Consider the following 12,271-nt stretch of genomic DNA (forward strand, 5'->3'; position numbering starts at 1 on the left):
GTGATCTGAGCGAGGTACGGGTGGCCGAGGCCACAGTCAGATGCCGTCCCCCGAGCCGTTGCCGGTGCCGGTGCCGTCTCCGGTGCCGGTGCCGCTGCCGGTGTTGCCACGGCCGCCGAAGCCGGGACCGTTGAAGCCCTGGTTGCCGTTCGGGCCGTTGTACTGGCGGTGGATACCGGGGCGGCCGTCGCGGGGACCGTGGTGGGTCGCAGCGGCGATCCCGCCGACGATGCCGCCGCCGACCAGCAGGCCGAGGACGCCGACGCCGACGAGCTGGGTGGCGCGGTGGCCGACGAACCGGCGGAAGCCGCCGGGCTGCTGGGGAGGGGGCGCGCCCCAGGCGTAGGTCTGGCCGGGGCCGGGCTGGGAGAGCTGCGGAGTGGGCGGCGCGGGCGGGGGCTGTTGGCCGTGGACGGCGGTCTGGTCGGCCGGCACCTGCGCGGCCGGATCACCTCCGGCGGCGGGCTGGCTTACCGCGGGCCCGGCTTGGGCTGGGCCTGCCGAGCCCGGCTGGCTCGCGGCCGCGGCGGGCGCGTGCTCCCCCTGCGCCGTTTCCGGGACTGTCGGCTGCACCGCTGTCGGCTGGTCGGCTCCGGCCGGAGGGGTCTCCTCGCGCGGCTGGTCGTTCATGGTCGCTCCTGTGGTCACGGGGACGGGCGCAGTGCCCGCCCCCACCACCTCAGGGTGCGTCGCTCAGCTGTGCGTCACCTGAAACGAACCTGTCGATCCGCCATGAGCCGGTCACAGGTAGAACGACAGGAACAACGTGACCACCCAGGTCGCGCCCAGGACCTGCAGGATGCGGTCCTTGAGCGCGATCTCCTCGGGCTCGCCCGCGATGCCGCCGTCGACGTCCACCGCGTACCGGAGCACCGCCACCACGAACGGGACCATCGAGATCAGCGCCCACACCGAGTTGTGCTCGGTCTGGCGGATCTCGAACGCCCAGAGGCAGTACGACATGATCAGGATCGCCGCCGACGTCGCCCAGACGAACCGCAGGTAGCTGGCCGAGTACTTCTTCAGGGACGAGCGGATCTTCGCGCCCGTGCGCTCGAACAGCATGATCTCCGCGTAGCGCTTGCCGGCCACCATGAACAGCGAGCCGAACGCCGTGACCAGCAGGAACCACTGCGAAAGCGCGATGCCGCCCGCGACACCGCCGGCGATGGAACGCATCAGGAAGCCGGAGCCGACGATGGCCAGGTCGACCACCGGCTGGTGCTTCAGGCCGAAGCAGTAACCGAGCTGGACGGCCTCGTAGACGCCCAGCACGACCGCGAGCTGCCAGCTGGCGAGGAACGACACGCCGAGGCCGGCCAGGAAGAACACGACCGCGGCCCCGTACGCGACGGGGACCGGCACGATGCCGGCCGCGATCGGCCGGTTGCGCTTGGTCGGGTGGGCCCGGTCGGCCTCGACGTCGATCGCGTCGTTGATCAGGTAGACCGAGCTCGCCACCAGCGAAAAGGCCACGAAGGCGACGATCGCGTCGAGCAGCAGGCCCGTGCGGTCGGTCGACTTCGAGAACGCGAAGAACGGGGCCGCGAAGACCAGGACGTTCTTCACCCACTGCCGCGGCCGCGCCGTCTTGATGACGCCGCCGACCAGGCCCAACGGCCCGCGGGCCGCGGAGGTCTCCACGGCTTCGGGTGTCACGGCAGTTTCGTCGCTGTCGCGCTGCTCGGTCGTTTCACTCATCGGCTCTTCTTCAGCTTCCGTCGAATCAGACCACCGACGAGCCCCCCGAGAGCTGCACCGGCCAGAACGTCTGTCGGATAGTGAACGCCGAGCACGAGCCTCGAGGCCAGCATCGGCGGTACCAGGGCGGGCACCAGGTTACGCCCGGTCAATCCGGAGTAGAGCACCGCCGCCGCCGTCGTGGACGTCGCGTGCGACGACGGGAAGCTCAGCTTGCTCGGCGTGCCGACCAGGACCTCGACGCTCGGGTGGTCCGGACGCGGCCGCCTGACCACGCGTTTCACCGCGATCGACGCCGCGTGCGCGCCCACGACCCCGGCCGAGGCGATCAGCCAGTCCTTGCGCCGCTCCTTGTCGACGACCGCGCCGAGAACGCCCAGGCCGAACCAGCCGAGCGCGTGCTCGCCGAAGTGCGACATGCCGCGCGCAGCCTTCACCGAAGCTTCACTCTTCAGAAAGCCCTGCGCCTTCGCGAGGACCGCCACCTCTCCGGCGGGCTGCCCCTTCTCAAGCATCGAGGGACCCGTCGAGCGGCGCGCCGTCGGTCAGGTGCGGGGCGATCTTGTTGTCGAACGCCGACAGCGCCGAGCCGATGGCCATGTGCATGTCGAGGTACTTGTACGTGCCCAGCCGGCCGCCGAACAGGACGTTCTTCTCGCGGGCCTCGGTCTTGGCCAGCTCGCGGTAGGCCTCGAGCTTCTCGCGGTTGTCCGGCGTGTTGATCGGGTAGTACGGCTCGTCTTCCTCGCCCGCGAAGCGCGAGTACTCGCGGAAGATGACCGTCTTGTCCTTCGGGTAGTCCCGCTCCGGGTGGAAGTGGCGGAACTCGATGATCCGGGTGTACGGGACTTCCTGGTCGTTGTAGTTGACGACCGAGGTGCCCTGGAAGTCGCCGGTCTCGGCGACCTCGGACTCGAAGTCGACGGTGCGCCAGGTGAACTTGCCCGCCGAGTAGCCGAAGTAGCGGTCCAGCGGCCCGGTGTAGACGGTCGGGGTGCCCGCCGGGATGTGCTCGCGGACGTCGAAGTAGTCGACGTTCAGCCGGATCTCGATGTTCTCGTGCTCGGCCATCTTCTCGAGCCACGCGGTGTACCCGTTGACGGGCAGGCCCTCGTAGGTGTCGTTGAAGTACCGGTTGTCGAAGTTGTAGCGGACCGGCAGGCGCGTGATGATGTTCTCGCCCAGGTTCTTGGGGTCGTTCTCCCACTGCTTCGCGGTGTAGCCGCGGATGAACGCCTCGTAGAGGGGACGGCCGACCAGCGAGATGGCCTTCTCCTCGAGGTTCTGCGCGTTGGCGGTCTCGAACTCCGACGACTGCTTGGCGATCAGCTCGCGGGCCTCGTCCGGGGTGTGCGACCTGCCGAAGAACTGGTTGATCAGGCCCAGGTTCATCGGGAACGAGTAGACCTGGTCCTTGACCCGCGCGAACACGCGGTGCTGGTAGTTGGTGAACTCGGTGAACCGGTTCACGTACTCCCACACGCGCTTGTTCGAGGTGTGGAACAGGTGCGCGCCGTACTTGTGCACCTCGATCCCGGTCTCCGGGTCCGGCTCGGAGTACGCGTTGCCACCGAGGTGGCTGCGCCGCTCGAGGACGAGGACCTTCTTGCCGAGCTCGGTCGCGGCCCGTTCGGCGACCGTCAGGCCGAAGAAGCCGGAGCCGACGACGACGAGGTCGTAACCTGCGAAATCGGCTTCAGTAATCTGTGCGGGGTTCGTGTGCGCGCTCACGGGCGTCGAGGGTACGGGGGTCGCGAACCCGGCCCGCACCCGACTATCACATTTCGGCCTACGACACACCTGGAAAGCAGTGCCTGCACCCGAGGACTTCCTGAGCTACTTCGGCGCGGTGGCCACCTACCTGGCCGTGCTGGCGGTCCCCGGCGGGGTCGTCGGGTGGGCCGCCGGCCTGCGCGGCTGGGCCCTGGCCGGGCTCGCGCCGCTGCTCAGCTACGCCGTGACCGGCCTCGCCGGACCCTGGCTGGCCATCGCGCACATCCCGTACGGCTCGCTCAGCGTGGCCGCGCTCACCCTGCTGCTCGCCGCCGTGCTCTACGGCCTGCGCCGCCTGGCCGCCGCCCGCGGCTGGCTCTCGCCAGGCGCCGAAGAGCCGCCGGTGCCGTGGACGCGCCGGGCGCACCTGGCCGTCGGGGCCTGCGTCGCGGTCGCCGTCGCCGTGTCGATCGCCGTGGTCGTCTCCGGCCGCGGCGGGACGACCGCGGTGTTCCAGCGCTGGGACACCGTGTTCCACGCGAACGGCATCCGCTACATCGCCGAGACCGGCGACGGCTCGCTGACCGGCATGGGCACCATCAACTGGTACCCCGGCGGCTCCTTCTACCCGAACGCCTACCACCTGGTCGGCGCCCTGGTCTACGAGCTGTCCGGGACGTCGATCCCGGTCACGCTGAACGCGATCACGATGCCGATCGCCGGGCTGTTCGCGCTGGCCATGGCCGCGCTGGTGCGCCAGCTCGGCGGCCGGGCGGTGTTCGCCGGCAGCGCCGCGCTGGTCGCCGGCGGGGCGACGACCGGGGCGTACGAATCGGTGTCGAGCGGCCTGCTGCCGTTCGCCCTCGGCATCGTGCTGACGCCGCTGGCGGTCATCGCGCTGCAGCGGTTCCTCGCGCGGCCGGGCATCGACACCGGCTCGGTGCTGGCACTGAGCGCGACCGGCCTGCTCGCCGCGCACTCGAGCGCGCTGTTCGGGGCCCTGCTGTTTGCGTTCCCGCTGGTGGTGCAGCGGTGGTACCGGGCGCTGCGCGGCCGCCGCGTCGACGGCGTCCCGGACGGCAAGCGGGCCTGGCGGGTCGTCGTCGGCGACGTCCTGCGGATGCTGCCGGTGATGGCGCTGGCCGGGCTCGTCTCGGCGCCGATGATCCTCGGCGCGATCACCTTCACGTCCGGCTCGTACCCGTACTACGCCTGGGGCTCCCACATGCCCGTGTGGAAGGCGCTGGCCATGCTGGCGACGTTCAAGCAGGTGCTGCCGGTCCCGCAGATCTGGCTGACGGTGTTCCTCGCCATCGGCGTGCTGACGCTGGTGGCCCTGCGGCGGATGCGCTGGCTGGTGCTCTCGGCGCTCGGGCTGTCGGCGTTGTTCGTGGTCGTCGCCTGCTTCGGCGGCGAAGCGTGGGTCATCGCGCTGTCGCGGCCCTGGTGGAACGACCGGTTCCGGCTGATGGCGCTGGCGTCGATCCCGCTGTGCCTGCTCGCCGCGCACGGCATGAGCGAGGCCCAGCGGTGGCTGGCGAAGGTCGCGAGCGGACGCGCCTGGGTGCGCGCGCGGCCGTGGCTGACCGGCCGGGTCGGCCTGGCGACGGCGGTGCTGCTGGTCGTCGCGATGGGCGTGCTGACCGGCGGGTTCTACCGCGCGGCCAACGCCAAGACGGTGTCGCTGCTCTACTACAACGGCCTGCCCGGCGAGGTGGTCCCGCCGGTGAGCCAGGACGAGATCGACGCGATGGACCGCCTCGGCACGCTCGGCATCCCGGCCGACCAGAAGGTGCTCAACGACCGGCTCGACGGCACGGCCTGGATGTACGCCCTGACCGGCGTGCACCCGGTGGCCGGCCACTACGACGCCGGCGTCGCCCCGCCGGACGCGCTCTACCTGGCCCAGCACTTCGCCGACTACGACACCGACCCGCAGGCGCGCGCGGCCGTCCGGCGCCTGAACGTCCACTACGTGCTGGTCGGCAGCGGCACCATCCGCCGGGACACGCCCATCGCGCGGGGCCTGCAGCACCTGGACGGGCACGACTTCCTGCAGGTCGTGTACCGGAACCCGGGTGCGGTCATCTACCGGATCGTGAAGTAGGCCTGCCGCGGCTAGCGGAGTTCCGGCAGGACGTCGCTCGCCACCTGCTCCAGGACGGCTTCGCGGCCTTCGTAGGGCGACGACGACCGCGGCCAGTGCGAGATGACGTCGGTGAAGCCGAGCTCCTTCGCCCGGCCCGCCGCGTCGCGGAACGCCTCGACGCTGCTCAGCGAGAACACCGGGGCGGCGTCGAGGCTGAGGAGCCGCTGGATGCTCGCGCGGTCGCGGCCCGCCGCGTCGAGCCGCTGGTCGAAGACCTCGGTGAGCTGTTTGATGCCGGCCCACCACTCGTCGACGGTGTCCCCGCCCTTGCCGGTCGTCACCCAGCCCGCGCCGAACCGCGCGGCGAGGGTCATCGTGCGCGGGCCGTTCGCCGCGACCACGAACGGCAGCCGCGGCCGCTGGACCGGGCCCGGCAGGTTGCGGGCCTCACGGGCCCGGTAGTACTCGCCGTCGAAGTCGAACTTGTCGGTCATCAGCAGCCCGTCGAGGGCCTCGACGAACTCGGTGAAGCGGTCGACACGCTGCTTCGTCGTCAACTCGGGGGCGTCGAGCACCGCGCCGTCGTAGCGGGTGTGGTCGACGCCCGCGCCGACGCCGAGGACGAGCCGGCCGTCCGAGACGTCGTCGAGCGTGTTCAGCTCCCGCATGAACGGCACCGGGTGCCGGGCGACCGGCGACGCCACGAACGTGCCGAGCCGGATGCGGGAAGTGACCATCGCCGCCGCGGTCAGGGTCGGGATCGCGGAGAACCACGGTCCGTCGACCAGGTTGCGCCAGCCCAGGTGGTCGTAGGTCCAGGCGTGATCGAAGCCGTACTCCTCGGCGGCACGCCACTTCGGCTCGGCGGCCCACCAACGATCTTCCGGAAGAATGACGATGCCAACTCGCACAGTTCCGGACGCTATCGGTAACAGCCGACTGTCGCACGGACGGGGAAGGCTTCCCCCGAACGAGTCAGGGACAATGGCCGGGTGGAGAGACCCCAGTTGATCGCGTCCGATGTCGACGGCACCCTGCTCGGCCCCTCCGAAGCCCTGACCGGCCGCACGATCGCCACGGTCCGCCGGGTGATCGAGGCCGGTGTCCCCTTCGTGTTGGCCAGCGGCCGCCCGCCGCGCTGGATCGCGCCGATCGCGAAGCCGCTCGAACTCACCGGGTACGCCGTGTGCGCGAACGGCGCCGTCCTGTACGACTGCGGCCGCGAAGAGATCGTCGAGGTCCACGGCCTGCTCGAGCCGACGCTGCTGCACGACATCGCGCACGCGCTCGACAAGGCGCTGCCCGGCTGCCGGCTCGCCACCGAGCGCGTCAGCACCGGCGCGGTCGACCACGACATGCGCAACTTCGTGATCGAGCCGGACTACCACAACCCGTGGGGCGACGGCGAAGGCCGCACCGGCCCGCGCGCCGAGGTCCTCGGGCACCCGGCGATCAAACTGCTGGTCAGCCACCGCGGGATGGCGTCGCAGGAGATGGCCGACGCGGTGAACGCGCTGTTCGACCGGGAGGTCGACGTCACGTACTCGTCGTCGGGCGGCCTGGTGGAGCTGTCGGCGCACGGCATCACCAAGGCGACCGGCCTCGCCGACGTCGCCGAGCGGCTGGGCGTCGGACCCGAGCAGGTCATCGCGTTCGGCGACATGCCCAACGACGTCGAGATGCTCCGCTGGGCGGGCCACGGGGTCGCGATGGAGAACGCGCACCCGCGGCTGCTCTCGGTGGCCGACGAGGTCACCGGACCGGCCGGCGAAGACGGTGTCGCGCAGGTTCTGGAGCGCTGGTTTTAGCGGCGGTCGAGCTCGGCCGCTTCGGCCGGGGTCGGCGCCGTGCCGCCGAGGTGCGCGGGCAGCCACCAGCGCTCCTCGTCGGACGCGGGCTGCTCGGGGTAGTCGGCCTGGGCGCGGTCGAGCAGCGCGCTCATCCGGTCGCGCAGCTCCTTCGTGACGACGTCCCAGTCGTCGCCCTTCGCCGGGTGCATCGGCTCGCCGATGAGGATCGAGATCGGCACGTGCCGCCGCGTGAGGTCCTTCGGGCGGCCCTTCGTCCAGAGCCGCTGGGTGCCCCACAGCGCCATCGGGACGACCGGGACGTCGGCGGCCGCGGCCATCCGGACGGCGCCCGACTTGATCTCCTTGATGGTGAACGACCGGCTGATCGTCGCCTCGGGGAAGACGCCGACGACCTCGCCGGCCTGCAGCTTTTCGAGCGCTTCGCGGTAGGAGGCCAGGCCGGCGGACCGGTCGACCGAGATGTGGTGCATCCCGCGCATCAGCGGCCCGGCGATCCTGTTGTCGAAGATCTCCTTCTTCGCCATGAACCGCGTCAGCCGCTTGGCCGGGCGCGCGCCGAGGCCGCAGAAGATGAAGTCCAGGTAGCTCACGTGGTTGCACGCGATGACCGCGCCGCCGCGGGGCGGGATGTGCTCCGCGCCCTCGATCCGGATGCGGTTGTCGAGTACCCGGAACATCGTCCGGGCCGCCGCGATCACGGGCGGGTAAACCAGGTCAGCCATCCAGCAAGGTTACGGGAGCGTAGGTTCGGAACGGCGGTTCAGCGGGGAAGAACACAATACGAGGGCGATCAGGAGCGAAAACAGCGCGACGGACTGGTGCTTGACGCCCTCGATGCCGTCGCCCAGCGCCGCGGTGCCGAACTGCGTCACCGAGACGGCGAACAGGAAAGCCAGCGGGACGCCGAGGGCCGTCCGACGCCGCAGCCACGCCCCGGCCAGCACGAACAGCCAGATCGGGACCAGGGCGAACAGCCCGAGCGGGGCGATCAGGCCGGTCAGCCACGACACGACCGGCACCCGGTACTCCTGCGCGTGCGGCGGGAACCCGGCGCTCTGGTCGAAGCTGCCGAGGTAGTCCGGCCGCGCGGTGAGCTGGTCGGTGGCGGCGCGGTCGAGCACCCCGAGCGTCCGGGCGGGGTGGGTCGCGAAGTACGTCACGACGTTGCGACGGCTGATCTTGTCGCGGTACTGCGGGTACTGCGGGTCCGTCGTCGCCGGGTGCGGGTGCCACCAGCCGTTGCCGGCGTACTGCGCGAACGACGGCGGCAGCCCGAGCTCGGCCAGGTCGGCCTGGGTGTCGTGCCTTCCGTCGACGATGTTGAGGAAGATCGAGTTGAAGACGTTGATCTCGCGCGAGTCGTCGCCCGGGAACTCGCTGTACGTGCCGTCGGGCGCTCGCGCGGGCTCGACGCTCTGCTGCGCGTAGAGCGTCACAGCGCCGATCGCGCCGATGACCAGCACGGCCGACGCCCACCGCTTCGCCCCGCGCAGCGCGCCCGGCCGGACCAGCAGGATCGCCAGCGCGAGGATCGGCAGGACGGTCAGCGTCTGGACCTTGGCGTTGACCGCCAGCACGCCGCCCGCGAACGTCACGGCCATGCCCGCGTAGCTCCACGCACCCTCGCGGGCGGTCAGGAGCAGGCCGCCGACGGCGAGCAGCAGGCCGAGGAAGGCCGCGCCTTCGCCGAGGATCGCCGCGAAGTACCCGAAGAACGCCGAGTCCGCGACGACCAGCAGCAGCCCGGCCGCCACGAAGAGCCGCGTCCGGCGCGGGTGCGGCAGGCCGAGCACGATCGCCGTGACGGCCGCCGCGGCGATGACGCTGCCCAGCAGGCCCAGGATGACCAGGCTCAGCGTGCCGTGGAGACCGATCAGCCTGCCGATCCGGACGGCCAGGTCCGCGAGCCAGCTCTGCGTCAGCAGGTACGTCGGCCGGCACGGCGTCGCCGGGGTGGGCGGGTAGGCGAGGTGGACGAACGGCTCGGGCAGGCCCTTCCAGGTGATCCCGGCGCCGCACAGCACGCGGCCGCCGTCGCCGTTGTTGGACATCGCGACCGGCCGCGGCACCAGGAACCGCAGCACGAACAGGGCGAGGGACGCGCCGAACACCCCGATCCCGAGCCGGGCTTCCGCGCCCAGCTGCCGGTCCGGGGCCTCGAGCTTCACGAAGGACAGGGTACGTAGCGGAAGTCCGGGCCCTTGTCGAGGTCGGCGACCAGTGACTTCGCCTCCTCCGCGCGCGGGTACACCGACACCCAGTACGGCGTGCCGACCCGGCGGAAGGTCGCCACCTGGTACTTGCCCGCGTACACCGGGTCGATCGCGCAGTGCTGGCGGTCGCCGTAGCCGGCGTCCGGCACGGCGACGGCCGGGCGGCGGCCGTTGACCACGTAGTCGTAGTCGGTCGCGACGCCGCCGTCGTGCTGCCCGTCGCGGGCGATGTGGTCGTCGGTGCGGCCGAAGACGTCGACGATGAGCAGCTGGCTGCCGTGGGCGGCGAGCGCGCCGGGCGCGGCCGCGCTGACCACCGACCCGGGCGGCAGGTAGTCGCCGAGCCAGCCGCCGATTTCGGCGAGCTCGACGCCGTGCGCCCGCCAGTCGCGCACGCGGTCGAGCATCTCGGGGCTGAACACCGAAACGAGCACCGCGATCCCGGCGAGCCCGCAGGCGGCCACCGGGACCAGCCGCGTCGTCACGGGCTTCGGCCGCGGCGACGGCTTCGCCGCGACCTCCACGGTCAGCACGCCGTACGTGCCCGCGGCGGCGACCGCGAGCAGCGGCGGCACCGGGGCCAGCAGCCGCCACGACGGCCCGGGGTCACCCCCGGTCACCACGGCCGCGGCGGCCAGGCCGGCGGCCGTCGCGAACAGCAGCCAGATCAGCGCCCGGGCTTCGAGGGTTTGGGCGCGGCGCTGCAGCAGCAACGCGACCGCGGCGACCAGGCCGAGCAGCAGGAACCCCTGGTGCGCCAGGGCGAACCCGGACAGGTACGGCCAGCCGGCGGTGAGCTGCGAGCCGAGCGGCGCACCGAGCTTCGCGGCCAGCGGCGCGGGCAGGAAGTGCTGGTAGAACGTCGCCCGCCAGGCCAGCCGCGGGATCAGGAACACCAGCGCGCCGAGCAGGTACCCGACCGGCGCCCACCAGGTGTGCTTGCCCTTCAGCGCGGCGCCGGCCAGCCACAGGCCGGCCAGGGCGGCGACCACCAGGCCCTCCGGGCTGGTCATCACGGCGAAGGCGACGAGCACCCCGGCGACCACCGGGCGGCGCGCGGCCAGCGAGTAGCCGACGGCGAGGGTGAGCAGCACGAACAGCGGGACTTCGGAACCCGAAGCCCCGTAGACGGCGAGGCCACCGGCGCTCGCCGTGAGCACCGCGGCGGCCACCCCGATCGCCGGCCGCGGCTCGACGCCCTCCGGGGTGGCCGCGGCGGCGATCCGGTTCGCGAGGAAGCAGGCCACGAGCACGCAGCCGAGCGCGGCGAGGACCCCGAAGACGACGGCCGTGGTGCGGACGTCGGCGCCGAACGCGGCGCGCGGCAGGGCGATCAGCACCAGCCACAGGAAGTTGGTGTAGCCCTCGACGCGCTCGCCCGGGTTGAAGACCGGGCCGTTGCCGTCGGCGATGTTCTGCGCGTAGCGGAACGTCACGAGCGCGTCCTCGGTGACGGTCGCGAACAGCAGCTGGTGGAGCAGGGAGAGGCCGAGCGTGAGGGTGAGGACGAAGCCGCGCCAGCCGCGGTCGGTGTCGAGCCGGCCCCAGGTGAGCACCACGGTTGCGGCGACGACGAGCCACGCCACCACGACCGCGTAGACCACCCGGCCCCCTCACCTCGTCACCGCACCCGACCCGCCCAAGCCAGGTTATCGACCAGCGGCGGCGGGGCGTTTCCCGTGCGGCGGCCGCTTGCCCGGAAAGGGGTATCGCACCCGATCGGGTGTTGTCCACATGTGCGCAAGCTTTGTGGACAACCTGTGGACAACTCCTCAGGCGGTGACCGCCGGCCGGACCGAGCGGGCCGCCACGGCCGCCAGGCCCGCGGTCAGCAGGTCGGCCACCGTGAACATCACCCGGGAGGCCACCGCGAACGCCGTCGCCTGGCCGACCGTCAGGCCGCTCGCCGTCAGGACGGCCACCTGGGCCACCTCGCGGACGCCGACGCCGCTGGGGAGGATGAAGGCGAACGTGCCGACCGTCATCGCCACCGCCATCGCGCCCACGCACAGCACGAAGCCGCCGAGGCCCGGGGTGCCGACCGAGTTGGCCAGCAGCCACAGGTGGACGCCCTGCAGGCACCACGCCGCCGTGGAGGCGCCGAAGACCTTGCCGATCACCGCCCAGCCCAGCGGGTGCGCCAGCGGCGGGCGGCGGAGGATCCGCAGCACCAGTGACGTGCCCCAGGTCAGGATCTTCGGGTGCAGCATCGCCAGGCCGAGCGGGATGAGCACGAACAGCCACAGCGCGCGCGGGCTGTTGCTGAACACCGCCGGCGCCGCCAGGAGCGAAACCACCAGCGCCGACACCACGCCGACGCCGAGCTGGATCAGGGAACCGGTGAAGATCCGGGCGCGGGCCAGGCCCGCCTTGCGGCCGAGCTCCATCTGCAGCAGGTACGCCCAGACCGAGCCCGGCACGTACTTGCCGAGCGAGCCGACCAGGCAGATCTGGGCGCCGCGGGCGTAGCCGATCGGCTCGCCGAGGTCGTCGACCATCATCTGCCAGCCCCAGGTCGACACCAGGATGGCCGCGACCAGGGCGACCAGGCTCAGCAGCGACGACTGCCAGGCGACGTCACGCAGGGTGTGCCAGAACTCGCCCCAGTTGGCCGCCAGCTGCTTCGCCGCGAAGGCGATGACCAGCAGGATCGCCACCCACCGGACGACGTCGAGGATCTTCGCCCGGGTGGACTTCGGCTGCTTGCCGGCCGCCGGCAGGTCCTCAACGGTCGTCATCGACGC

At 71.8% G+C, this 12,271-nt stretch carries 11 protein-coding genes; 2 read left to right on the plus strand and 9 right to left on the minus strand.

Going from position 1 to position 12,271, the window contains the following annotated elements:
- Window positions 1-36 precede the first annotated feature (36 nt).
- The 4 genes from ABZW17_RS14650 to glf all read right to left on the minus strand — a co-directional run bounded on the left by ABZW17_RS14650 (window position 37) and on the right by glf (window position 3,432).
- Window positions 37-630 (minus strand): hypothetical protein, encoded by a 594-nt coding sequence (locus ABZW17_RS14650; RefSeq protein ID WP_354813413.1) that lies wholly within the window; start codon window positions 628-630, stop codon window positions 37-39.
- A gap of 111 nt (window positions 631-741) precedes the next feature.
- Entirely contained in the window at window positions 742-1,701 is a 960-nt protein-coding gene (locus tag ABZW17_RS14655; RefSeq protein WP_354813415.1) for a decaprenyl-phosphate phosphoribosyltransferase, read from the minus strand.
- Window positions 1,698-2,216, minus strand: a complete 519-nt coding sequence (locus ABZW17_RS14660) for a phosphatase PAP2 family protein (protein WP_354813417.1) — start codon at window positions 2,214-2,216, stop codon at window positions 1,698-1,700. Before ABZW17_RS14660 ends, ABZW17_RS14655 begins: the two co-directional genes overlap by 4 nt.
- Complete coding sequence (glf, locus tag ABZW17_RS14665; RefSeq protein WP_354813419.1) at window positions 2,209-3,432, minus strand: UDP-galactopyranose mutase; 1,224 nt, start codon at window positions 3,430-3,432, stop codon at window positions 2,209-2,211. Before glf ends, ABZW17_RS14660 begins: the two co-directional genes overlap by 8 nt.
- A gap of 79 nt (window positions 3,433-3,511) precedes the next feature.
- Between glf and ABZW17_RS14670 the strand changes: the two genes are divergently transcribed.
- Complete coding sequence (locus ABZW17_RS14670) at window positions 3,512-5,521, plus strand: DUF6541 family protein (RefSeq protein WP_354813421.1); 2,010 nt, start codon at window positions 3,512-3,514, stop codon at window positions 5,519-5,521.
- A gap of 11 nt (window positions 5,522-5,532) precedes the next feature.
- Here the strand turns inward: ABZW17_RS14670 and ABZW17_RS14675 are convergent, their stop codons facing one another.
- Window positions 5,533-6,414, minus strand: coding sequence for an LLM class flavin-dependent oxidoreductase (locus tag ABZW17_RS14675; RefSeq protein WP_354813423.1), 882 nt, complete (start codon window positions 6,412-6,414; stop codon window positions 5,533-5,535).
- A gap of 96 nt (window positions 6,415-6,510) precedes the next feature.
- Here ABZW17_RS14675 and ABZW17_RS14680 point away from each other — a divergent pair, with 96 nt between their 5' ends.
- Window positions 6,511-7,311, plus strand: coding sequence for an HAD family hydrolase (locus tag ABZW17_RS14680; protein WP_354813789.1), 801 nt, complete (start codon window positions 6,511-6,513; stop codon window positions 7,309-7,311).
- Here the strand turns inward: ABZW17_RS14680 and ABZW17_RS14685 are convergent.
- The 4 genes from ABZW17_RS14685 to ABZW17_RS14700 all read right to left on the minus strand — a co-directional run bounded on the left by ABZW17_RS14685 (window position 7,308) and on the right by ABZW17_RS14700 (window position 12,265).
- A complete protein-coding gene (locus ABZW17_RS14685; protein ID WP_354813425.1) occupies window positions 7,308-8,036 on the minus strand; it encodes a lysophospholipid acyltransferase family protein in 729 nt (242 codons plus the stop codon). The genes ABZW17_RS14680 and ABZW17_RS14685 overlap by 4 nt on opposite strands.
- A gap of 9 nt (window positions 8,037-8,045) precedes the next feature.
- Window positions 8,046-9,482 carry a hypothetical protein gene (locus ABZW17_RS14690; protein ID WP_354813427.1) on the minus strand — a complete coding sequence of 479 codons (1,437 nt, stop codon included), beginning with the start codon at window positions 9,480-9,482 and terminating at the stop codon, window positions 8,046-8,048.
- A complete protein-coding gene (locus tag ABZW17_RS14695) occupies window positions 9,479-11,131 on the minus strand; it encodes a hypothetical protein (RefSeq protein ID WP_354813429.1) in 1,653 nt (550 codons plus the stop codon). Before ABZW17_RS14695 ends, ABZW17_RS14690 begins: the two co-directional genes overlap by 4 nt.
- 168 nt (window positions 11,132-11,299) lie before the next feature.
- Window positions 11,300-12,265 carry a lysylphosphatidylglycerol synthase transmembrane domain-containing protein gene (locus ABZW17_RS14700; protein WP_354813431.1) on the minus strand — a complete coding sequence of 322 codons (966 nt, stop codon included), beginning with the start codon at window positions 12,263-12,265 and terminating at the stop codon, window positions 11,300-11,302.
- Between the last annotated feature and the right edge of the window lie 6 nt (window positions 12,266-12,271).

It is taken from the genome of Amycolatopsis sp. NPDC004625 (genome assembly GCF_040609695.1).
GTDB lineage: Bacteria > Actinomycetota > Actinomycetes > Mycobacteriales > Pseudonocardiaceae > Amycolatopsis.